Consider the following 22,315-nt stretch of genomic DNA (forward strand, 5'->3'; position numbering starts at 1 on the left):
TCGGCACTCGCAGCCGAGTGCGCAGGATCCGAACACGAGATTCCGCTGAGCGTGAGCCCAACGACGGGACGAACTCGGCCGGGGCCGGGGCTTCCCCTACTCCGGGGAGGCCGGCTGCCGACGTCATCCACCATCCCGCCGATCGGCACCACCGGGAAGACACGGACAGTGCCCAGGCGTACCCAGCGTGTACCCAGGTGTTACCAGCCGCGCCCGAGGACGCTGAATCCGGTGCTGCATGGGCATCATGACGGGGACGAGCAACCGGAGGTGACGGGCACTTGGAGATCCACGAGCATCCCTTGACCTACTTTCTGAAGCAGAGAAAGTGGTCGGCTACCCAGTACCTTGCGCATCTGAGTCCAATCCATGAGCGGCTCGGCTACGGAGCCATCCCTTCGGACCGCAAGCGCGTCACCCGCTGGACCCGCGAAGGCGTCACGCCCGAGCCGAAGGCCCAGCGGGCGATGGCGATCCTGCACAACATCTCGGAGGCCGAGATCGCCGATCGTCCCTGGCCGAGCTGGCTCGCCTTGGCGTGCATGAGTTCAAGAGACCTGCTGCACGCCAGGTGGACTCCTCAGACCGCCGTTGACCTGCTGGACCACGCCACCGCCGTAGGAGGACTGATGGACCGCCAAGGAATGGACCGCCGAGGATTCATAGTCGTCGCGGGGATGGCCCCGGTCCTGGCCCAGGCCGCCGTCGCCCCGCTCGCTCCTGCGCGCGCCGCCGGATCCCGCATCGGCGCGGACGTGCCCACCCAGTTCGAGACGTCCCTGAGCATTCTGCGCCGCCAGGACGACCAGTTCGGCTCCGGCCAGGTCCACGCCTCCGCCCGCGCCACACTCGGCATGATCACCACCCGGCTCAAGACCGCGGCCTACACCGAAGCCAACGGCCGGCGCCTGTTCGCGGCCGCCGCCGAAGCCGCCAGGATCTGCGCCTGGACGGCCTACGACTCCGGCCAGCACGCACTCGCCGAGGAGCACTACCTCGTCGCCCTGCGAGCGGCAGCCTCATCAGGAGACCCAGTGGTCACCGCCAACACCTTGGCGTTCTGGGCCATCATGCGGTACTCCACCTCCGACCCGAACGGCGCCGTGGACCTGGTCAACAGCGCCCTCGGCTACACCAAGCAGATCGGCTCCGCCCGAATGGAAGCGATGCTGCTCGCCCGCCTGGCCCGCGCCCACGCCCACGCCGGCGACAGCCGCTCCGCCGCCCGAGCGCAGAACGCCGCCATGGCCGCCTACGACCGGGCACGGGACCAGGACCCCGCCGCCGACCCGGACTGCGTGTACTGGGTGAACCTGGGGGAGATCAGGATGCTGCAGGGCTCCTGCTCCCTGAACCTGGGCCGGCCCAAGGAAGCCTTGGCGCACTTCGAAGACGCCTCCGCTGGGCTGCGGGCCGCGGACACCTACCGCGAGGACGATTTTCCCCGCGGAGCAGCCATCTACCTGGCTCGCGAGGCTGAGGCCAGGATCGCCCTCGACGATCTCGACGGAGCGATTGACACCGCTCACCGGGCTGTGGAGCACATGGGTGGAGTCACCTCCGCCCGCAGCTCAACTACGCTTGCCGACCTGCGCTCGAAGTTCCAGGCCCACCGCGACGTTCCGGTCGTTCACGAGTTCTTGGAGAGCACCGTCTACGCCGGTGCAGCGTGAGCGCCTTCGATGATCCCGGCTCCAGCCCCCATACTTCCTAGATGGCCCACCTATGGTGCCCGTCGTCCGTCGTGGCTGGCTGCGCATGGGACACCGGCCGCGGCCGGTAGCAGTGAGTCCTGACCATGAACGGAGCACTTTGACCTCCGACAGTCGCAGCCCTGCGGCCGCCCATCCGGCCGCGTCGGCCGGCCAAGCCGTCGAGTTCTTCGGCCCGCAGCCTCTCGTCCTGGTCGAGACCGCTCCCCCGCAGGTTTCGGCTGCCGACCGGCTCGCCGTGGACCGAATTTGGGCGCGGGACGCGGCCGCCAATCCGGCGCTGTTCGACGGTCCGGTGATCGTCTGCACCGGGCTGGAGCAGCAGCCCGGTCGCCTGGTCCTATCGTGGGCACCCCTCTCCTACCGGTACCGGGCCCTGCGCCAGCTGCCCGGCACCCCGTGGAAACCGGCGGCGGTCTTCGTCACCGTCCTGCAGCCGGTGACCGGGGGCGGCCTGGTGGTGGGCCGCGAAAGCGCCTCGACCGCTCACCCCGGCCGGTGGCAGCTCCCGGGCGGCTCTGTCGAACCACCGCCGGACGGACAGCAGCTCGACTTCGAGGCGCTCCGCCGGCACGCCGCGCGCGAACTCGCGGAGGAGATCGGGCTGGAGAGCGATCCGGACAGCCTGCGGCTGTGGGCGGTCTCCCGGGGCGAGCACAGCAACATCGGCGTGCACCTGGCTGCCAAGCCCGTGCCCGAGGGACTGGTACGCCGTTGCCACCAGGCGCTGCTGACGTCGATGGCCAGCAGTGCCGAACCGGAACTAGAGGCGATCGCGACGGTCGACTCCCCGACGCGACTGGCTGCCCTGGGACCCACCGTGGATTACCTGCACCCCGTCCTGGCCCGATGGGCAGACCCCGCCCAGGCATCGGACAGATGGCAGCCCAGCGTCTGGCCGGCCACCCTCGCCACAAGCCGACTGCACCTGCGCCCGGTCGAGACGGCGGACGCTGAGTTACTCAGCACTCTGTGGTCCGATCCGGGCGTCCGGCGCTACCTGGGCGGCCCCGTCCCCCTGGACCGGATCGCCCGGCGACTGGAGCAGGCCCCCGGGCACCCCGGACACTTCACGGTCACCCTCCACGGGGCGCCGATCGGTCGGGTCACCGTCGACCAGGACCACCGCACCGCAGACCGGACGGAAGTCTCGTACGAGTTCCTCCCGAGCGCCGGCGGCCGCGGCCTGGCGGCCGAAGCCGTCGCCGAAGTCATCCGCTGGGTGCGCACCACTGACCCGGAGCGCGAACTCGTGGCAGTGACCCAGGCCGCCAATCGCCGCTCCCGGCGCCTCCTGGAGGCACTGGGGCTGAGCGCGGACAGGCGCCTTGACGAACACGGTGTGGAGCAGGCGGTCTACGTACTTGCACCAGGCGAATCACCAGCAGCCCCTGGCCAAGGACTTCCGTCGTAGTCGACCGGGATCGGCACTCGCGCTGCGCCCCGAGGGCGGCCTGCTCTTGGAGGTGCGCCCACCAGCAACCCCATTGCATCGAGGCGGTGCGCCACCATTACGTGCCAGAGGGGCCACCGGCCGAGGTACGCTCCCGGGCCCGGCGCGGCACCTCGGCCGCATCCCGGCTGGCCAGCAGTCCGATCGGCTCCCCCGCCAGCGCCCAGCAGCAGCCCGTTGGTTGACCTCCCAGCCGTTCACAGGGCGATCGGCCGATAGTTGAGGGCCGTATGGACGACCTCCTCGGCCGAGGCATCACGCAGTTCGGCCGGGGGGTGGAAGATCAGGCCGCTGACCCGGGGATGCGACACGTTGGCGGCGAAGAGACGTAGGTAGTAGTCGCTCTCCGGGTCACCAGCGAGGATCCTGCGGACGATCTCGACAAGCTCTTCCGTGGTGATGTTCGCGATCCAGGGACGAGCCGGCCGGGCAGCCTCCAGAGCAAACTCGCTCAGACTGCGGCTGCCGTCGTACTCGGCGAAGTCCAGGGCCACGTAGTCGTGGCCCGTCTTCGTGTTGAAAGCCCTGATCTCGTCGTCCGCGCTCCCGGCCCCGAAGAGCACCAGCTCGGCGATCCGTGAGATCGCGCTCAAGAGCTCGTCCAGCCGCTGCTGGCTCACCAATGGGGGTATCAGTTCCGCTCTCAGATCCACAGCCCGGATTATGCCGTCGACCTCTGACGCCCCCACCGGGTACCGGCAGCCCGCCCCGGTGCGGGTCGTGGCTGCGGCCGGACGGTCAGGCGGGACCGCCGGGGGAGAGCGCCCCGGGGTCGTAGGACTTCCGGTGCTGGCGGCCGCAGGAGTGTGCCGATCCAGGTCTTCAGGGGCTAGGAGCGCCGAGCGGAGCCACTGGGGCGAGGTGAGCGTGCCGTTGACCTCGGGCCAGTGGACCCAGCGGACGCGAGGGCTGTCCGGTTCGAGGGTGCGTCCAGGGTCGGGGATGTCGAGGAGGTGGCCTGCCAGCAGCAGGTGGGCTTGTGGATGGAGCGTGACCCAGTCCGGTGCCTGGTCGGGCGGTATGAGCCAGTAGGTCTGCCCCGTCCGCGCGTCGTGGAGCACCGGCCCGATCCGCTGGGCGCAGGGGCCGTCCAACGCGGCGTCAAGCAGGGGCAGCGCGGTGGCGGCCACCAGGGAGATCGCGTTCCAGCGGATGCCGGTGGGCATCGGCACGAGGCGGTCCGGTTCGGCCAGCCACCGCACGACGGTGCGGTCGCGCTGGAGCGGTCCCAGGACGCCGGCCAGCCACAGGGCCGGCGGCATGGCGGCGGCCTGCGCGGGGTCGGGCCGCCGCCGGGGGCGGGGGAGGTCCACCGGGCTACCGCCGGGTGGGGGTGGTGAGCACGGTGAACTTCTCGACCGTCTGCTGCGGCTTCATCGAGAGGATCGCGGGGGGACCGTTCAGGTGCAGGATGCGTCCCCCGCTGGGGCGCCAGAGCATGTTGGTGATCTCGTAGGGCCAGCCGTCGACGCTGATCCAGGAGCCGATGGCGACGTCCTGGTCGCCGGCGGGGCGGGGGGCGAGCAGGGTGCGGCCGTCCGAGAGGCGGAAGGTGCGGTCGTCGCTCTGTTCGAGCACGGTGGCGAGGGTGGGGCCGGGCAGTGGCGCCATCAGATTTCCGTTCGATTCGGGCTGGGTTGGGTGGTGAGCGGGCACTGGGCCCAGACGGCTTTGCCGAAGGGCAGGGGGTGCCAGCCCCAGCGGTCGCGGGTGATGGTGCGTACGAGCCCCAGTCCCAGGCCCCCGACCTCCAGGCCGGGGACGGTGGTGTCGAGCAGCGGTCCCTGCGTGCTGGGGTCGCTGACGACGACAAGGATGTCGTCGCGGTGGAGCGCGAGGAGAATCGCCATGGGGGTGGGTGCGCCCGGGGTGGTGGCGTGCTTGAGGGCGTTGGTGACCAGTTCGGTGATCACCAGGGCGACGTCGTCGAGCGCGTTGTCGTCGGCGGGGCGGTTCTGTGCGAGCCGGATGTCGCGGCAGTGGGCGACGGCACTGTTGCGGATCAGGGCGACGTCCCGCGGGGCGAGCTGGTCCACTTCCTTGCGCCAGATGGTCTGGGCGTCGTGGAGTCGGGCGGGCGTGGTCACGGCGCCTCCGTGCGGTGCGGCCGCCCGATGAAGGCGGCGAAGTGGTCGGCCCGGGCGGCCGGGTCGGACTGCCGCGGTTGCTTCGCGGTTCGGGGGGCCGGGATCGCGGGGGTGGCGGCGAACAGGACGCGGAAGGCGTCGTGGAGTGCGGCGGCCAGGCTGCCGGCGTAGGTGAGGGCGCCGCTGCCGTCGGGGGCGTGGACCCAGCGGGCCTTGCGTGCGTCGGCGCCGGGTGCGGGGCAGAGCAGGGTGGTGCCGCTGGAAGGGGTCAGGTGCACGGTGAGGGCCTTGCCCCAGGCCCACGGGCCGTCGGGTGTGTCGGAGTGCCCGGCGAGGAGGCGGTCCCAGTCGGCTGTGAGGCGTGGCACCCAGAAGTGGAGGTGGGTGTCCGTGAGCAGGGCGGGGCCGGGCACCGCGTTCGCGGCGGCCAGTACCTGGAGCGCTCCGTCGCCGAGGCGGACATCGGTGCTGATGACGTGCCAGGGGCTGTCGTCGGCCGGGCGGACGGGTGCGAGGGCGTGCGGTGTGCGCCAGGCGGTCAGGCAGGCGCCAGGGTCGGCGCTGGTCCGGGCGAGCCAGTCCTTGCCCGCTGCGTTCGGGGGAAGGGGGGCCGTCGGTAAGGGGACGGGCGCGGCATCGCGGGCGCCTGGGCTGGCCGCGCGTGTGGGCGCAGAGGGCGGGTCCAGGAGAGCGGTGATGTGGGTCATCGGGGGCTCCAGCCACGTCGTTTAGGCCTGCCGGGCAGGTCGGCGACGCCGCACATCGCGTGGTGCGATCAAGCGGTCACCTTGAGCAAGCATCACTACTGTGCTCGCTAATTAGCGAGTCGTCAATATCGCGGAACGCTAATTAGCGACATAGGCTTGGCGGGCGGCCGGACCACCGGCACACTGTGACGCACCGTTACCCCGACGGTGATCATCACCGGTTGACGCGTCACACTGTTCAGGCACCACGACGAGGAGGAGCGACCTTGGCCAGCAGCAACAGCGAGCAGGACCTCCGCCGGACGCGGGTCGGCGGGATCCTGCGCCGCCTCCGCGAGCAGACCGGCAAGACCCTGGAGGTCGCCTCCGAGGAGGCCGGGATCAAGATCGACCGTCTCAGCCGCCTGGAGCGGGGCGTGGTGAGGATCGACGTCCCCGTGGTCAGGGCGCTGCTGGACGTCTACGGCGTGCAGGACCGGCAGGTCCGCGCCGCGCTGGAGGAGATGGTCCGCAGTCTCACATCGCCAACCTGGTGGCAGTCCTACAACCGATCGCTGCACATCGCCCTGAAGAACTACCTGGGGCTGGAGGAGACCGCCAGCTCCGTGTGGGCGTGGCAGCCTCTGCTGATCCCCGGCCGCCTCCAGGTCGAGGAGTACTCGCGGGCCCTGCTCCACGCCGGAGTTGGCATCGTCCACGACGGGCCCGAGCAGGCCGAAGCGCTGGTCCGGGTCCGCCAGGAACGCCAGCACCGGGTCACCACCCCGCTGACTGTCGTCATCGGCGAAGCCGCGCTCCGCAATCCGGTCGGTGATCCCAAGGTGATGCGCGCCCAGATCCGACACCTGCTCATCCAGGACCCCGCTGTCACCACCGTGCTCGTCCTGCCGGCGGAGCGCGGTGCGCACGTCGGCCTCGACAGCGCCTTCAGCGTTCTCGACTTCCCGGACGGGGCCCGGGTGGCCACCGTCGAGACGCTGGTCACGACCCTGTACCTGGACGACGAGACCTCCCTGGACGCCTACGCCAAGGCGATGGTCCAGATCACCGACCTCGCGCTCGACCCGAGCGCGACGCGGACGTTCCTCGAACAGCTCGTCCGCGCCGACTGACCTGCCCGACTGCACCTCGAAGGGAACGCCATGCCCAGCAGCACCCCTCGTCCCCTCCCGGACGAGTGGACCACCAGCTCGTACAGCGGCCAGACGGGAGACTGCGTCCGCTGGCGCCAGTCCCGCACCCGGGCCGCCCACGTCGAGGTGGGTGACTCCAAGAACCCGGACGGCCCGACGCTGACGCTGCCCGAAGAGCAGTGGCGGGCCTTCGTGGACTTCGCGAAGGGCTTCGAGGTGTAGCGGCGGGGAAGATCGAGCACCAGGGCGGGGCCGGGTCGCTGACACCCGGCCCCGCCCTTCGGTGCGCCGCTCTGCAGCGCGGCCAGCCAGCCCCGAGGCGTGCTTCGTCCTTGCCTGCGGCCAGCCGCAGCTGGCCGTGGGCGTGGACATCCGTCACCTCTCCTCGCTGTGCACCTGCCCGACCAGTCCACCGTGCCCCGGGCGGGCGAGTCGAGGTCAGATCACCGGACACATCGGCCCCGGCGCCGCAATACTGGTGCGCCGCTCAAAGAGCAGGTGCACCAGAGGGAGGTCCGGTGAACGAGGCGCAATCGGCGACGGGGGTGGGCAACCCGGCGTTCGTCGCGGCCCGGGTCGCGCTGGGGCTGCTCACCCAGCAGGACCTGGTCGACGCCTTCGAGGCCCGCGCCGGGCGGCTCGGCACGCCGGTCGGCATCTCCATCCGCCAGGTGCGGCGCTGGGAGTCCCCGCGCCCGGGCTGGCCGAACCGGGCCGCGCGCACCGTGCTGAAGGACCTGTTCGGCCGCCCGTTAGAAGACCTCGGCTTCGTGCCGCTCGGTCGTCCCCCGGGACGGCGCCCGGGCCTACCCGTACAGGGCCGGCCGGGAGCCGACGACGCCCTTGCCCTCTACGCTCCGCCTTCGCCCGACGTCAGCCTCGCTCTGGCGGGCCCGCGCGAACGGTGGCTGCCGCAGCTGCGGTACGCGCTGGACGAGGCGGCGCGCACCGACGGCGTGCTGGGTCCGCGCGGAACCCTGCCGAAGGCCGTCACCATCCTGGCCACGATCGAGGCCGCGGCCGGCAGCGCACCGCTCGGAGCCCGGCGCGACCTGCTGGCGCTGGGGGCCCGGGCGGCGGAGTTCACCGCCTGGCTGCACCGCGACTCCGGCGCCGGCCCGGCCCCCACCGCCTACTGGCACAACCACGCGATCGAGCTGGCCACCATGGCCGGTGACGGACCGCTGCACGCCTACATCCTGCTGCGCAAGGCCCAGGCCGCCGACGACGACCCGGCCCGCATGCGGGACCTCGCCCACGCCGCCCACGCCGGCCCCTGGTCCCTGCCACCCCGGCCACGTGCGGAAGCCCTCCAGCAGGAAGCCCGGGCCCTGGCCATCACCGGTGTCCGGGGCGACGCCATCGAACGCCTCCTCGACCAGGCCCGGGAAGCCGTAGAAGCAGCCCCGCCGCCCACCGGCCCGGCCAGCTGCACCGGCCCCCTGGGCGAGGGCTACACCCTGGAGCGGCTGATGGTCCAGAGCGCCCTGTGCTACCGCGAGGCCGGACGGCCCGACCGCTCCGTCGAGCTGTTCCGCCGTCACCTGGCCACCGGCCAGTTCGCGCCGCGGGACCGGAGCTTCTTCACCGCCGCCATGTCCGGCGCCCTGGCCGCCGCCGGCGAGCCGGACGAAGCCGCCCACGCCGGCCTGGCCGCGCTGTCGATCGCCGCCAACGCGGGCTTCGGCCAGGCCCTCGCCGAACTGCGCCGCACCGCGGCCGCGCTGCTCCCCCACGCCGGGCGCCCGGCCGTCCTCCTGCTCCGCCACGCACTCCGGGATGCCGGCGCCCCGGCGGGCCGGGCCGGGGCGTAGCCGGGCGGGCGGCTCAGCCCACCGGCGCCGCCGGCAACAGGCCGGCTTCGCTGATCCGCAGCCCGCGGGTGTCGACCACGTACTCGTCCTCCTCGCGGCCGCTGTTGTACGCCAGCAGAGCGCTGGGCGGGGCGACGGTGCGGTAGAGCTTCCCTGCCGGCCGGACGGCGGCCGTACCGGCGGCGTACCCCTGCGCCACCGCCAGGCTCGCGGTCCACGACCAGTCCCGTCGACGCTCCGGGACGCTGCCGCGCCACAGCTCCACCGGAGCGGACGGCAGCTGTGCCGGGACGCCGTCCGCGGTGTAGCCGGCCGCGCGGAACATCTCCCGCCACCTCGCCCTCGGCAGGTTCCGGTCCGGGTACTCGGCCCCGCTCCACGCCCGGCCGATGTAGCGGGCGAGGTCCTCATCGGTGATGACCAGCCCGTACCAGGAGTCGTGGAGCAGCGCTGGCCCGTTGAGTCGCCCCGCCCGGGTGACCAGGCGCTGCAGGTGCTCGGCGCTCAGGGGGCTCCTGACCTGTGCGGCGGCGCGGACTTCGGCGAATGCCTCCGCTTCAAGGTCCCGAGGGACGACGTCCGGGTCGGTGCTTACGGCGCGGTGAGGAAGTCGGTGACCTTCGTGATCACCTCGGCCTGCCAGATCTGGGTCTGCGGGTCGAGGTACTGGGGGTCGTCGTGCACGGCGAAGCCGTGCTGCGCGCCGTCCAGCTCGACCAGTTCGGCGCCTTCGCCGAACTGGGACACGTAGTGTCGGGAGGACTCCACCGGAACGAAGGTGTCCCTGGTGCCGTGCACCAGCAGGGCGGGGGCGATGATGCGCGGGAGGATCGCCGAGGGGTCGAGGTAGTGCACCTCGTTGAGGAGCGCCCGGCCGAGTTCGAACGGGCTGCGCTCGGTGTAGCCCTGCTCGTCCAGGTCCCGGGCGGCGGTCTCGTTCAGGTAGTCGCCATCGTTGTACGGCCTGCTGACGATGTAGCGGTCCCGGTAGTCCAGGCGCGGGTTCAGCAGGACCAGCCTGTTCACTGTCTCGACGTGGTTGGCGGCGACCAGTGCTGCGGCTCCGCCGGAGAAGGACGCCGCGATCAGGTGGACCGGCCGGTCGAGTGTCCCGGCCTGGGCGCGCAGGTGGTCGGCGGCGGCGCGGATGTCGTTGGCGACGCCGGCCATGGTGATGTCCTGCTCGCGGCCGGCGCTCTGGCCGTGGGCGCGCAGGTCGAAGCGCAGGTTCTCGATCCGTGAGGCGGCCAGCGCGGTGGCCAGCCGGGTGAAGAACCCTCCCTCCTCCCGGGTGACGCCGGCCCCGTGGACCAGGACGGCCAGAGCCTGGGGGCGCTCAGCGGCGGCGATGGTGCCGTGCAGCCGCGTGCCGTCGAGGGACCTGAACTGCGTATCGCGATCAGCCATTCACCGATGGTAGCCATCACCGGGTGCCCGAGTGTCAGCCTCACGAAAGGTGCGACGCCCCCGGGGGGCGGCCGAAGCCACCGTGAGACGGTCAGGCGGCGGCTGCCGACCCTGGTTGTCTAGGTGGCAGCGGGCGGTCAGGCGTCAGGGTCGACTTCGGGGTGCGTGAACCGCACGGGCTTGCCCAGCGACCGGGCGTAGGCGATTTCGGCTCGGGTGCTGTCTCCGATGTAGTCGCCGACTACGAGCACCTCATCAGCGAGCCGGATCTTCGCCCGGTGCAGATCGTCGAGTTGAACCTTCAGCGCCTCGGCCTCGACAGGATCGGACCAAAGTGCGTGTGGCGACTTCATGTCACAGCCCGGTTTGACGACAATCTTTCCGGCTTTGGTCTCCAGAAGATCAGCCTCGGTCATCTCGGTCATGAAGCGGGTGGATCCGCAGATCACGACAATACGGGGGAGGCTCAACAGCTTCTTCGCGTCGGCGAGCCTCTCCTCGGGGGTGAGCAGTTGCGGGTATGACACTGGTTCCTCCTGGTGGCGTGGTCCAAGGGGTGCCTGCGGAGACGAGAACGAGGGCCCGATCTGGCAGACCGGTGCCACCGGACAAACCGTCCTACGATCACTGACCCCTTGGAATAGATCATCTAGCGACCATCTATGGCGAGCGGAACAATGAATCGGCGCAGCGCGTGGCCGGCGCCCATGGTGGCGGCGAAGCTCACCAGCGGGGAGAGGCCGAGGACGACGGTGTGCGCGGTGCCGGACAGGCTGAGGTTCGCGAGGGCCATCAGCCCGAAGAGCAGGGCGACGCCGCCCACGAGCATGACAGCCAGCCGCGCGCCGACGGGGAACCAGGCCGGGCCCGGCACGCGCAGGGCCTGCTCGACGTGAGCGCGGTGGCCGGCGATGTCGCCGGTGACGACTCCGCACTGGCACACCATCTGCGTGCGCTGCTGCCCGGCGATGACCGAGGCGGCGAAGTCGACTTCGTGCCGGATGGCGTGGCGGCCATCGTCCATCTTGCGCCGGTCCACCCTGGCCCCCTTCGGTCTCTTCCAGCACTGCCGGGCCAACTGTACTGGCGGCTTCGGGGCCGCAGGCCGTGCGCGCACGGGCCGTTGTGTCCGTGGTACCAACTACTGTCTCTTCATGGGTATTTGATGCCTAATCGGCCAAATGTTCCCAATGCGGTTTATGTTCCACATCACTTTGGAGGACGAGCGAGAATGACCGCACCCGCCCAGACCGCCCCCGCACCCGAGCGCGCCGACCACGGCCCCTACCAGGCCGCCGATGCGGCTGGCATCGACCGCTACCTCTGGGACCTCGGCCGCTCGGCCGGGCTGATCCCCGCGTCCGACACCGACAAGGGTCGCTGGTCGAGCACCCTCGTCCACCAGCTGCGCACCGAACTGCCCGACCTGCTCCCCCGGCTCGACGCCCTGCGACCGCTCGGCGCCCGCAGGATCGCCGAGACGCTGCGCCGGACCACCGGCCTGGAGGAGATCACCCCCGACGACGTGCCGGTCCTGGCCGACCTCGGCCTGCTGCGCCGCCTCGGCAACTACGAGGGGCACCCGACGTATGGGGCGCTGGAGGCCGAGCAGTGGTCGGACACCGGCGCCCTGGCCGCCGTCGTCGGCGAACGCACCGCCTGGATCGAGGCCTCGCTGTCCACCACCCGCGCGACGGAAACCGTCCCCTGGGCGGAGACGGAGTCCGAGTTCCGCTGGGCCGCCGAGCAGCGCGGCCTGGCCGCCGGGCGGCTGGGACGGTGGGCGAAGACGGATGTCGATGTCCTCGCTGCCGACACCGAGGTCGCCGAGCAGGTCGAAGGACGGCGTCTGATCCCTGGCGAACGGGCGGCGGACTACCTGGACATCAGCTACAAGCGGGACTGGCCGTACGTCCTTGCCGCGGGCTGGATCGCCGCGGCCGGCTCCCACGTCAAGCAGGTCGGGTCGGTGCGCACCGTGGAGGTCAAGCTGTACCAGACCTCGGACGTCCTGGCGCTGCGCCAGCGGGACGGGGTGGACTGGGAAGCGGTTCGGTCCGTCCCGCGGGGCCGTACGTCAGCACTGCGGGCGGTCGCCGCCAAGCTTCCCTCCCGGGCCGAACTCGCACGCCGCCTGGCCACCACCCTGGCCGACCGCCACGGCACGCCGGTCCACCTGTTGCACGACAACGTGCAGGACGCCTGGAGCATCAACTGGACGGTGCAGGACGGGCAGAAGCTGACCCGGGCGCTGCTCCTGGAGGCCGCCGGAGGCAGGGAAGACCTGGACGCGCTCGCCCGCGAGCTGCGGTTGAAGGACGCCCGGCTGCGGACCCTGCTGACCGCCCGGCAGGTCTCGGCCACGGGCGCTGGTCTGGTCATCGACACCGAGACCACGGACTTGTACGGGCGGGTGTGCGAGATCGCAGTGATCGACGCCGCATCCGGGAAGGTCCGCCTGAACACCCTAGTCAACCCGCAGACGCCGATCCGCGCGACGCACATCCACGGCATCACGGACGCCGATGTCGCCGACGCCCCGACCTGGGAGGAGATCCTGCCGAAGCTGTTCAGGATCACCCGGGGCCGCCGCCTGCTGGCTTACAACAGCGGCTACGACCGGTCGGTGATCGCCGACCACACCCGGGCGATCGGCCGACGGCCCGGACGGCTCGACACGGCCGAGACGTGGTGGTGCCTGATGAACGCCCGGTCGGTGTGGGAGGTCCACCGGGACTACAAGCTCTACGGCGGCCACCGTGCTCTCGGCGACGCCCAGGCGGCCCGCGACGTCCTCCACTCGATTGCCCAGAGCAAGAGCCTGGTGACCATCACCCCGACGGACGGCCCGGCGGGCGACAGCCCAGCGGGCGGCCTCCCCAGTCCGGGTGCAGGCGGGCGGTAGGGTGGGCGCGCTCTGAGAATGCAGCCAGTGAGGCCTCCCGGATCCCGGGAGGCCTCACTGTTTCAGCGTTGCCGGCCGTCGCCGGTGGCTGAGCGTCGCTCCGCTCTGCTCCGGCTCAGTACGTCAAAGCGCCTTAGGTGTCGTCACCCCGGCGGGCACGCCGCCGCGGAGGACCTGGTCGATCTCGGTCGCAAGCGCCGTGGGCCCGGCGGGCAACTTCACCGAACGGTGGTTCTCCGACAGCGGCGTCTTCAGGTCCCACCAGCACCACGGGTATTCGTTGCCGGCAGCCACTCCGTAGGAGAGCTTCGCGACCCCCAGGGAGAGCACCCAGAACCGGTCGCCGGCTTGCCGCTCCTCATCCCATCCGGTGGCCTGGTCGGTGAGCAGGATTTCCACCCCGGTCGGTAGCTCTTCGCCGGTCTCCCAACCCAGAGCTCTCAGCCTGGCGACGATGATGGCGACGGCACGTCGATTGGCGGCGTCGAAGGGCCTGCCCTTGCGGATCGAGGGGTGCCAGGTCGCCCACGGGCCTCCCTTCGCCCTGATCAGACTCTGCCGCCAGTACGGCAGCCCCTGGAACCGGCGACGCACCATCTTCATCGCCTCGTCGGTCAGGTGCATACTGCGCTGCTGGGGCAAGTACGTCCCCTTGATCATCGGGGTGCCGCGCTCGTCCCGAAGCTCGAACCACCACTCCGTCTCACCGGCCCTGACCTTGTGCCAGCCGTCCGGCCACGTGGCGATGACGTAGTCGTGCCCGGCGCGACCGATCTCAACACCGAGCAGCCGGTAGGTCTCCCAGCTCTCCAAACGGTGCTTGTGGAGCGGCAGGGTCGTGCCGTACGTGTCGGCGAGGAAGTCGCGGAACTCCTGCTCGGCGAGCGGCCCTGGGTACTCCGGCCTCGCGTACGGGTCCGTGTCCTGTGCCATCGTGGCTGCCTCCTCGGCCTGCGGGTCTGCGGTGCGTACTTGATCTGAGCGGTGGCCACACCGGGACGCCCGCAGGATATGCGTGCTCGCAGGGCGCTGCCGTCAGCAGCCGCAACCGCAGTTCGCGCAGCACCTGCAGGCCTGGCAGCGCTCGCGCTCCAGGTCGCCGCACGGCTGGAATCGGTCTCCGCCGTCCGATGCCGGGTCCGGGCAATAGCACTCGCAGCAGCTCCCGCACACGTCGTGCGTGCGGTCCTCCCGCTGGCCGTCGACGACGGTGGATGAGCGCTCACCGCAGTCCCGGCAGCGGCGCAGGCGCAGCTCGGGGGCCGGCGGCCGGGCCGCGACGGCGGTGGCCCAGGCGGCGAGCGTGGCGAAGTCGGTGTCGGTGAGCCCGATGCGGTGGTCGACCTCGTGCAGCAGGAGGGGCGCGGCGTGGGCGGCGGGTAGGGTCCGCTTGATCCAGTCCGTGAATCCGCCGGCGAGCCAGGCGAGAGGCCGGTCGGCGCCGACGCGGTGGAGACTGGCGGCGGCCAGGACGTCCTCGCCGCGCCAGTCGAGATCGACCGCCGGGTTCTCCAGGCTCTTGCCCGGGTCGTCCAGGCGGACGAAGAAGACCTGCTCGCGCAGGGGGATCAGCGCCGGGAGTCGGGTCAGACCCAGGGCGGGCAGCAGCGCCTCGATCTCCTCGGGCTGCCACGGGCCGGCGATGACGAGGTCGACCGGCAGAGCCTCCAGGCGGGCGCCGATCTCCGGGTTGAGGCGGATGTAATGGCGGGTCGGCCGCGGCTGCACGAACGCGGCCCAGGCCCGCCAGGCCTGCGGAGTGACCTCATGGCTGGTGTAGCCGGTGAGGTCCGCGCGGATGTCGTACGGCGACAGGACTCCGTCGATGTCGAAGACCACCAGCGGGCGCGGGACGGCCTGGGTTGCCGGTGCGGTGGGCGACGTCGAAGGTGCGGTGTTCACGGTAGTCTCCGGGTTCGGGACGGCGGGAGGTCAGGGCTGCTCGGGCCGGCGGATGCCCCAGGCGGTGGCCAGGTCGAGCAGCAGGGTGTCGGGCAGGCCGGTGTCCTCGAACGCTCCGATCAGGCTGACCGGTTCGGCGTGCAGGCGTTCCAGTACCGGCAGGAGCTCGGGCTGGCGGACGAGCTGGAACCGGCCCTCGGGCCGGTCGTGGGCGCTGCCGGGCCCGTAGTCCGCCAGCAGCTTCTCGATCCGGTCGCGGTGGGCGGCGGTGAAGTCGCGCAGGTGGGTGCTGTAGGTGCCGGCGTCGTCGGCGATGGAGTGGGCCAGGTTGGTCAGGACGGTGGAGGTCAGCTCGGTGTCGAAGGGCTTCGCTCCGGCGAGCTCGGCGTACAGGGGCAGGGCGGCGTGCAGCAGTTCGCCGGCGGTGACGGCCTCGCGGTTCCAGGTGTACGGGGTCGCGTCGGCCAGCTGGGTGCCCCGGCCGCTGCTCCACTCGTAGATCAGGCCGCGGAGCTCGTCGATGCGCTGGGAGAGCGTGGCGTACAGCTTGGCGTTGGCGTCGTTCCAGCCGCTCACATAGTCCTCGCTGGGCTCGGGGCCCATGCCGAACTGGAGGTCGTTGAGGTGGTGGACGATGTCGAAGATGTCGGCTTCGAAGGCGGCCACGAGGGCCTGCGCGTCTCGGTCGCCCTGGGCCCGGAAGACCAGCCAGAACAGCAGCGCGGTGCGGCTGTACAGGCCTTCGCCCCAGACGGCCGGCCAGGCCACGGTCAAGATGGTGGGTTCGGCGGTGTCGGTCATGGCGGCCTCCGAGCGGTGGTGGTCAGGTCTGTCCGGTCCGACGCCAGAGCAGGTAGCCGGCGTAGAGCTCGGCGGCCCGGCGGTCGGCCGGGTGAAGGGCACTGAGCGCTGCGCCGTCCTGCGTGTCGAGAAGGTGGTCCGCCGTGGTGCCCAGCAGGTTGGCGAGCCGCTTGAGCTCGATGGCCTCGACGCCTCTGCGGCCCTGTTCGATGTCGCTGACGGACGGGCGGGGAATGCCCAGGGCATGGGCGACCTGGGCCTGGGACAGGCCGCAGGTGCGGCGGGCCGCACGAATGCGGCCCGCCACTTCCTCGCGTTCGGCGGTCTGGGTGCGGGGGCCGGTCATCCGTCGCTCGCGCAGTCGTGGTTGGCCTCGATGTAGTCGCCGTCCTCGAAGTCCGTCGTCAGGGACCAGCCGCAGCCGCACTCCGCTCGGCCCTCCCAGGCGATGTCTCCGTCCCCCTCGTCGCAGTCGTGATCGGCGTCGACGATGGTGCCGTCGTCGAACACGCTGTCCCCGCCGTCCCTGCAGTCGTGGCATTCCCAGGTCGCATGCCAGGTGATCGCTGGGGCAGCAGCCGTCTCGGCGAGGCCGGACGGTTCGCTGGTAGTCGTCATCGTGGTGTCTCCAGGTGGTCGGTGCGGTCGGTGGCCGACCGGGCCGCGGGGTGTTCGGAGCTCAGCCGGTCGGCTGCCTGTCCTCGCCGGCCGGGGGCGCGGAAGGCAGGGCGAGCGGGATGTGCGGCGCAGGGTCGGCCGGGCCGGTCGGCAGGACGCCGAGGAAGCGCAGGACCAGGAGCTGCTGCGGGTTGAGCTGGTCGCTCTTGGCCGCGCTGACCTGGCGGGACTGCCATCGCCCGGGTCGGAAGTCCATGTCGTCGGCCAGGCCGGTCCGGTTGACCGGTCCGTCCACGGTGCCGCCTGCCGCGAGGTAGGCCGCGAAGCGGCGGCAGGAGCGGTTCCAGTCGGGGTCCTGGCGCCACAAGGGGTCCAGGTCGTCCAGCTGGGCACGCTGCGCGTCGGTCAGCGCGTCGGCGTTCACCCGCTGGCGCCGCATCCACTGCCCGTCGCCGTAGCCGTCGGTGCGGTGGCCGACTGGCATGGCGAGGTGGCCGTGGCGGTGGTGAAAGCGCAGGGCGTAGGCGAAGCCGCGTTCCCAGGCGTTGGCGCGCTTGGACCAGATCATGCCGATCGCTTCGAGTTCGGACACCCAGGCCGGTCCGAGGGATCCAGCGGTCTTCAGGTAGCGCTGCTGGTCGAGCCAGGTGATCAGCTCGCCGAACCGCTCCTTGTCGGTGACGTCCAGGTGGCCGTGCTCGGCGTAGAAGGCCGCCGCGATGCGGTACAGGCGTTCCCATTCCTGGGCCCGGGGGGAGAAGGCGCGCAGTTTCAGGGCACGGAGGATCTCCGACTGGTGGTCAGAGGCGTTGATCACCAGCCATTCCGGCAGCTCCTCCTCCCACTCCTCGTCCAGCTGCTCCCCGGGGGCCTCGTCCGCGTCGGCGGCCGGCGGCGCCGGCGTTTCGCTGTCCGTGGTGGTGGCGCGCAGTGCGGTCTTGCCCGGTCGGTGGGTGCGCAGGTCGGTGATGCGTCCGACCACCCGGGAGTCGACCGAGGACAGGGCCCGCAGGACCTGCAGGATCGTCCGGAAGACGGAGGCGTTGATGGCTTCCTCGGCCTCGGCCTGCACGGCCTGGCCCGCGTCGCTGACGACGCCCGGGTCGGCCGTGGGGAGGTCGTCGGCCTCGCTGCCGTCGGTCTCGGCATCCGGGGTGGGCAGGTACACCGGGATGATGACGTAGGCCATCTTGCCCTGGTTCGGCCGCTGGCGGATGGCCCGGCCGAAGGCCTGGACGATGTCGATCTCGCTCGACTTGGGGTCCGCGAAGACGATGGCGTCCACGGCCTCGATGTCGATGCCCTCGCCCAGCAGGCGTGCGTTGCACAGGATGCCGCACTCCTCGCCGGTCTCGCCGGTGTGGGCGGCGAAGCGGCGGAACTTCTCCCGGCGCTCCTTCAGCGGGTCGTTGCCGGCGATGGCCGCGGTCCAGATGCGTTCGGGCCGGGCGTAGTCCGCCAGCGGGTCGCCGGCCTTCAGCCGCTCCTGGTCGACCAGGAGGTCGGCGGTCTCCAGCAAGGTGCCCGAGAACTTGCGGGCGGCGCTGATGCGGGAGTGGAAGGTGATGACGCGCCGGAGCCCGAGGTCGGCGACGGCGCGCAGAACTGCGACCTGGAGGGCGAGCCTCTGGAGGTCCTCGTTGGTGCGCTGGGAGCGCAGGTCGGCGACGGCGGGCAGCATGAGCAGGTCGCGCAGGTCCTCGTCGGTGACGACGGGCACCAAAACCTTGTAGTCGGCGACCCAGCCCTCGGCCTGGGCCTGGGTGTAGGAGTAGCGGGCGACGACCCGGCCGAAGATCTGCTCGTCGTCCATCGAGAACAGCTTCGGGGCTTTCCCGATCACGAGATCGGTCAGGTCGTCGCCGCCGGAGCGTTGGCCGGCGATGCGCGGGGTGGCGGTGAAGTAGAGGCGGCGGGCGGCGGGGACCTGGTCGTCGTCGTGAACGGCGGCCCACGGCTTGTCCACGGCGCCGGCGGTGCGGTGGGCCTCGTCGATGACCACCAGGTCCCAGCTGGGCAGGCGGAAGTCCGCGTGGGCCTTCACCAGCCGTGCCAGCGAGGCGTAGGTGGCGTAGACGGTGACCGGTTGGTCGGCGGCGGCGGAGGCGACGATGTCGGCGAGCTCGGCGGCGTCGGTGGTGACCCTGGCTTCGATGTGGCCGCCGGCCTCGGCGCGCTCCAGAGCCTCCTCGCGCGAGCACGCCGCGACCGACAGGCCCCGTCGGCCGTGCCGGGTGCTCCAGGCGTTGGCCGTCTGCTCCAGCAGCTCGATGGTCGGGACGAGGACCAGGACGCGGCCGCGCAGGGCGAGCCGGCGGGCGCACTCTGCGGAGACGGCGGTCTTGCCGGAGCCGCAGGTCATCTCGACCGTGGCCCGGCCGCCGTCCTTGACCTCCCTTACCGCGTCCGTGGTGATGGCCTTCTGGTAGTCCCGCAACTCGGTGATGACAACCCGAGGCGGTGCCTTGGGGCGGCGAGGGGGTGGTGGTGCGTCGGCGATCGCGCGCGCCCACTGGTCGGAGTGCGGCGTGCTGGTGGCGGACTGGTCCACGTCAGGTGCTCCTGCGTTGTTCATCGCTCCGTCTGGGTCAGGGTCGGTCGCGGTGCCAGCCGAATCGGGATCGTGGGTCACCGTCGGCCGCCCTTGCGCTTGTTCGGGCGCGGCACCCATCCCCTGACCTGGAGCCACAGGATTTCAGCGCCCGGCCGGGCCCGGCCGGTCTCCACCAGCCAGGCCAACACCGCCGCGGTGACGTCACCCCGCTGGTCGGCCACTCGCCGGGACCACTCGCGGGCGTCGAACCCGCCGGTGACGGTGGAGCCGTAGCTGCGCTCCTCGGTGCCGTCGGCTCGCGGGACGACACCGCGGCGCAGGCCCGGGGAGTCCTTCCGCGATCCGGCGGCGTGGATGAACTGGTCGGACTTCATGCGGACGGTGACAGCGACCCGGCCGTTGACCTTGGCGGTCTCGTGGATGACCTCTGCCAGGTGTGAGGCCCCGGACAGGATGGCCTGGCGCCCGGCGGTCCCGGTGCTCGACTTCCCGAGCTCGCCGACGATGTTCTTTCCGCGCACCCGGGCCTTCTGGCCGCTGCGGGTACGCCGGTCCGTGATGTTCTGCTGGGCGATCGCGGCCAGGGCGTCAAGGTCGCGCTCACCGCCGCGCACGGCGCGCAGCACCTGCTGCAGGGCGCCGATGTAGGCCTTCCCCTTTCCTCCACCCTTGGTGAAGATCTGGGAGATGGTAGAGGCGTCGCGGCCGATCATCCCGGCTACCTGGGAGCGGTTGTAGCCGAGGTCGATCAGGTCCTTGGCGAGGCGGCCGGCCTCGTTCAGCGGGGGCGGGGTGGCGGGCATCGGCTCTTCCTCAGCGGTGGCAGTACGGGCGGCGGTTGGACGTCGGGGTGCCGGACGACCGGGGGGTGCCCGGGCCCGGGCCGGCCGCGAGTGCGAGCGGCCCGGGCCCGGCGGCGAATGCTGTCAGGCGACCTGCTGGGCCAGGTGGGCCCGGCCTCGGTCACGCAGGGCCAGCAGGTCCACGACCGTGGTCGGCTTGGCAACCGGCCCGGGCAGAACGCCCTTGAGCAGGTAGTCGCCAGGCACACCGCGCGAGGGCCAGCCCGGGTCTTGGGTGAGGTAGATCGCGTCGGTCCGGAAGGCGACCACCGTGCCCGGCGGCACGTGAAGTGCCCCAACCGTGGCAAGGACCTCGCCCTCCTCCTTCATCACCATTTCCAGCAGAGCGGCACGCCCCCCTCCCCAGACCGCAGCGGACCAGTCCGGGTGAGGGTCGCTCGCCGTGTGGCTGAGGTGCTGCCAGGTGATGCCGTTCGCGTCCTGGTGCAGGATCTCCACCCCGTCCGGAACCTGCTGGCCATGGGCGGTGAATCCGCTGTTCAACGTCGGCCCCTGAGCGAAAGCACCGATCCCGTACAGCAGGACGGAACGAATCCCTCGGGAGGCCAGGTGGTACGCCTGGCGGAGGCCCGGATCGTTGTTGAGCTGCGCCTGTGCCGCCAGGCCCGCCCACGTGGCCTTCAGCTTGTCCGCCCACTCCTTCAGCGGAGATCCCGCCTTCCACACCAACCCGTCGAGGACCTCGACGTGCCACCCGCGGGCGCGCGCGATGACCACCTCCGGGCCGCTGGCCCAGGTCGTGAAGCTGGTGCCGGGCCGCGCGGGGTAGTCCCAAGACCGCTCTCCGGGGACCGGTGCCGGCAGCAGGCCGATGTGCTGCCACCCGGACGGGACAGTGACCTTGAGATTCCAGTGCGAGGGGGCCATCAGCGCGTCGTCCTGCTCCCTTTCGGAGAGCGAGGCGAAGGCCGCCCGGGTAAGCCGGGACGGAGCTCCGACACCGCTCTTCCAGGTGTGCTTGGCGTACGCGAAGATGCGGTCGTACTCGACCAGACCCGGCAGTACTTCCGGCACGCGGGGCGGCAGGATCAGCTCGGTGCGACCCTGGCCAGCTGTCGCGTGGATCAGCTCGCGCAGCTCCCTACTCAGCACCGGGTAGCCGTCCGCCCATACCCCCCTCTTCGGGAGCGTGTGGCGCCACAGGTCCAGCGCGGTGGCCGACGGGAAACCGAGGAGGACCTGCTTCTCCCACCCCTTATTCGCACGGATCGCCTCGTACATGAAGAGGAACGCCTGGCGGACCACGGCCACGTTGGCCCCGCCGGTGTCGAACCACTGCCCCGCCGAGAGGATTTCGACGCTCATGTCCTCGGGCTGGGCGTTGACCCGGACGTAGCGGCCCACCGGGTGACGCTCGTGGACGAAGTGACCCGCCGTCGTGTCCCGCCCGCGGCCGACCGCCGTGGTCCAACGCGGGGAGGGAGTGTTCAGCCACAAGCTCACCGCGCTGGTCAGCGTCGGGAATCGCTCGGCGCCGACGTGCCAGGGCGCACCGTTGGTGACGTAGATCCGCCGGGTGCCCGGCGCGGCGGCCTGCACGGCATCGAGGATCTCACCGGGCGTACGCGCGCCGAGCTCGACCCGGACGATCTGCCCCTTGAGCGTCATCTCGCCGGTGGCGGTGTCCAGGAAGATCATGCTGCGCAGGCTGTGGTTGAACACCGCCCGCTCGGAGACCAGGTCGGGATCGAGGCGGGTGAACGCCGCTCCCTGCGGGCCGGCCGGGATCGTCGGCAGCTCACGGAAGACGAGCCCGGCGTCGGTCGGCACCGCGGGCTCGGGGTCCTCGGCGGTCGGGGGCTCTTCAACCGGCCGGGCCTGCGGCTCGGGGGCCTGGAGCTCGTCGGCGGGTTCGGGGGCGGCGGCCGCCTCGGGGATGCCAGCCTCGCGGTCAGGGGCCGGAGGAACGGCGACTGCCTCCGCCGCAACGGCTGCGGGTGCGGTTTCCACGGCAGCGGACCCGGACGGCTCGGGCTGCGGGGTGACAGCCGGGGACGGCTCGGGCTGCGCCGCGGGGGCGGAGCGCAGTTCGACGGGGGTGGGGTCCAGCAGGGGGGCGATCTCGACGACTTCGCCGACCGACATGCCGGCGGCCTTCGCGATCGCGTCCGCCTTCGCGCCCTCGAACGCGGCGGCGGTCTGCATCACCTTGCGGGCCCGCTGGTCCCGCAGCTTGTCTCGTGCGGCGGATGCGGCGGCCAGGGTCTTCTCGGCGACGCCGAGTTCGGCGCGCAGGTCGCGCAGGTCGGCGAGTCCCTTGTTGTAGTCCTGGCGTCCCATCACTCCCCCTCCTTGTCGATGGTGTTGCTGGTGCCGCGCTCGGCGGTCCGGGTCCGCAGGTCGGCCGGAGCCGAAACGG

General features: G+C 71.5%; 22 protein-coding genes. 6 read left to right on the forward strand and 16 right to left on the reverse strand.

The features are described 5' to 3' along the window. The first annotated feature begins 281 nt into the window (after nt 1-281). Both OG871_RS39630 and OG871_RS39635 read left to right on the forward strand, forming a co-directional pair. Nucleotides 282-1,673 (forward strand): transcriptional regulator, encoded by a 1,392-nt coding sequence (locus OG871_RS39630; RefSeq protein ID WP_371503542.1) that lies wholly within the window; start codon nt 282-284, stop codon nt 1,671-1,673. A gap of 139 nt (nt 1,674-1,812) precedes the next feature. Continuing rightward, a complete protein-coding gene (locus tag OG871_RS39635) occupies nt 1,813-3,126 on the forward strand; it encodes a GNAT family N-acetyltransferase (RefSeq protein WP_331727182.1) in 1,314 nt (437 codons plus the stop codon). A gap of 236 nt (nt 3,127-3,362) precedes the next feature. On the opposite strand, the gene OG871_RS39640 is transcribed toward OG871_RS39635, so the two are convergent. From OG871_RS39640 to OG871_RS39655, 4 genes are read right to left on the reverse strand one after another with little or no spacing between them, the layout of a single operon-like run. Continuing rightward, nucleotides 3,363-4,478, reverse strand: a complete 1,116-nt coding sequence (locus OG871_RS39640) for a hypothetical protein (RefSeq protein WP_331727183.1) — start codon at nt 4,476-4,478, stop codon at nt 3,363-3,365. Between the two features lie 4 nt (nt 4,479-4,482). Next, complete coding sequence (locus OG871_RS39645) at nt 4,483-4,776, reverse strand: hypothetical protein (RefSeq protein ID WP_331727184.1); 294 nt, start codon at nt 4,774-4,776, stop codon at nt 4,483-4,485. Continuing rightward, the gene (locus OG871_RS39650; RefSeq protein ID WP_331727185.1) at nt 4,776-5,252 is read right to left on the reverse strand and encodes an ATP-binding protein; all 477 of its coding nucleotides are present in this window, start codon (nt 5,250-5,252) and stop codon (nt 4,776-4,778) included. Before OG871_RS39650 ends, OG871_RS39645 begins: the two co-directional genes overlap by 1 nt. Next, complete coding sequence (locus OG871_RS39655; RefSeq protein ID WP_331727186.1) at nt 5,249-5,959, reverse strand: hypothetical protein; 711 nt, start codon at nt 5,957-5,959, stop codon at nt 5,249-5,251. The genes OG871_RS39650 and OG871_RS39655 overlap by 4 nt, the downstream gene beginning before the upstream one ends. Before the next feature lie 266 nt (nt 5,960-6,225). Between OG871_RS39655 and OG871_RS39660 the strand changes: the two genes are divergently transcribed. The 3 genes from OG871_RS39660 to OG871_RS39670 all read left to right on the forward strand — a co-directional run bounded on the left by OG871_RS39660 (nt 6,226) and on the right by OG871_RS39670 (nt 8,906). Continuing rightward, nucleotides 6,226-7,071 carry a helix-turn-helix transcriptional regulator gene (locus tag OG871_RS39660; RefSeq protein ID WP_331727187.1) on the forward strand — a complete coding sequence of 282 codons (846 nt, stop codon included), beginning with the start codon at nt 6,226-6,228 and terminating at the stop codon, nt 7,069-7,071. Nucleotides 7,072-7,101: 30 nt separating this feature from the next. Further along, nucleotides 7,102-7,314, forward strand: a complete 213-nt coding sequence (locus OG871_RS39665) for a DUF397 domain-containing protein (protein ID WP_331727188.1) — start codon at nt 7,102-7,104, stop codon at nt 7,312-7,314. Nucleotides 7,315-7,610: 296 nt separating this feature from the next. Then, nucleotides 7,611-8,906 carry an XRE family transcriptional regulator gene (locus OG871_RS39670; RefSeq protein ID WP_331727189.1) on the forward strand — a complete coding sequence of 432 codons (1,296 nt, stop codon included), beginning with the start codon at nt 7,611-7,613 and terminating at the stop codon, nt 8,904-8,906. Nucleotides 8,907-8,919: 13 nt separating this feature from the next. On the opposite strand, the gene OG871_RS39675 is transcribed toward OG871_RS39670, so the two are convergent. The 4 genes from OG871_RS39675 to OG871_RS39690 all read right to left on the reverse strand — a co-directional run bounded on the left by OG871_RS39675 (nt 8,920) and on the right by OG871_RS39690 (nt 11,352). After that, entirely contained in the window at nt 8,920-9,231 is a 312-nt protein-coding gene (locus OG871_RS39675; RefSeq protein ID WP_331727191.1) for a hypothetical protein, read from the reverse strand. A gap of 266 nt (nt 9,232-9,497) precedes the next feature. Then, the gene (locus OG871_RS39680) at nt 9,498-10,313 is read right to left on the reverse strand and encodes an alpha/beta fold hydrolase (RefSeq protein WP_331727193.1); all 816 of its coding nucleotides are present in this window, start codon (nt 10,311-10,313) and stop codon (nt 9,498-9,500) included. Nucleotides 10,314-10,450: 137 nt separating this feature from the next. After that, nucleotides 10,451-10,840 carry a hypothetical protein gene (locus tag OG871_RS39685; protein WP_331727196.1) on the reverse strand — a complete coding sequence of 130 codons (390 nt, stop codon included), beginning with the start codon at nt 10,838-10,840 and terminating at the stop codon, nt 10,451-10,453. A gap of 122 nt (nt 10,841-10,962) precedes the next feature. Further along, nucleotides 10,963-11,352: a hypothetical protein gene (locus tag OG871_RS39690; protein WP_371503543.1), complete on the reverse strand. Its 390-nt coding sequence runs from the start codon at nt 11,350-11,352 to the stop codon at nt 10,963-10,965. Nucleotides 11,353-11,544: 192 nt separating this feature from the next. Here OG871_RS39690 and OG871_RS39695 point away from each other — a divergent pair, with 192 nt between their 5' ends. Further along, nucleotides 11,545-13,218 carry a 3'-5' exonuclease gene (locus OG871_RS39695; RefSeq protein ID WP_331727200.1) on the forward strand — a complete coding sequence of 558 codons (1,674 nt, stop codon included), beginning with the start codon at nt 11,545-11,547 and terminating at the stop codon, nt 13,216-13,218. 123 nt (nt 13,219-13,341) lie between these two features. Here the strand turns inward: OG871_RS39695 and OG871_RS39700 are convergent, their stop codons facing one another. The 8 genes from OG871_RS39700 to OG871_RS39735 form a co-directional block, all read right to left on the reverse strand. Continuing rightward, nucleotides 13,342-14,151 carry a hypothetical protein gene (locus OG871_RS39700; protein WP_331727203.1) on the reverse strand — a complete coding sequence of 270 codons (810 nt, stop codon included), beginning with the start codon at nt 14,149-14,151 and terminating at the stop codon, nt 13,342-13,344. A 102-nt stretch (nt 14,152-14,253) separates the two neighbouring features. Continuing rightward, entirely contained in the window at nt 14,254-15,120 is an 867-nt protein-coding gene (locus OG871_RS39705) for a hypothetical protein (protein ID WP_331727207.1), read from the reverse strand. Between the two features lie 30 nt (nt 15,121-15,150). Continuing rightward, nucleotides 15,151-15,921: a hypothetical protein gene (locus tag OG871_RS39710; RefSeq protein ID WP_331727209.1), complete on the reverse strand. Its 771-nt coding sequence runs from the start codon at nt 15,919-15,921 to the stop codon at nt 15,151-15,153. A 22-nt stretch (nt 15,922-15,943) separates the two neighbouring features. Further along, nucleotides 15,944-16,267, reverse strand: coding sequence for a helix-turn-helix transcriptional regulator (locus OG871_RS39715; protein WP_331727212.1), 324 nt, complete (start codon nt 16,265-16,267; stop codon nt 15,944-15,946). Continuing rightward, entirely contained in the window at nt 16,264-16,539 is a 276-nt protein-coding gene (locus tag OG871_RS39720) for a hypothetical protein (RefSeq protein ID WP_331727215.1), read from the reverse strand. The genes OG871_RS39715 and OG871_RS39720 overlap by 4 nt, the downstream gene beginning before the upstream one ends. A gap of 61 nt (nt 16,540-16,600) precedes the next feature. Continuing rightward, a complete protein-coding gene (locus OG871_RS39725) occupies nt 16,601-19,090 on the reverse strand; it encodes a Helicase associated domain protein (protein ID WP_371503544.1) in 2,490 nt (829 codons plus the stop codon). A 77-nt stretch (nt 19,091-19,167) separates the two neighbouring features. Further along, the gene (locus tag OG871_RS39730; protein WP_331727219.1) at nt 19,168-19,896 is read right to left on the reverse strand and encodes a helix-turn-helix domain containing protein; all 729 of its coding nucleotides are present in this window, start codon (nt 19,894-19,896) and stop codon (nt 19,168-19,170) included. Nucleotides 19,897-20,019: 123 nt separating this feature from the next. Beyond that, on the reverse strand, nt 20,020-22,236 hold the full coding sequence (locus OG871_RS39735) for a Mucin-19 (protein WP_331727221.1): 2,217 nt from the start codon (nt 22,234-22,236) through the stop codon (nt 20,020-20,022). Nucleotides 22,237-22,315: the final 79 nt, after the last annotated feature.

Source organism: Kitasatospora sp. NBC_00374 (genome assembly GCF_041434935.1).
Taxonomy (GTDB): Bacteria; Actinomycetota; Actinomycetes; order Streptomycetales; family Streptomycetaceae; genus Kitasatospora.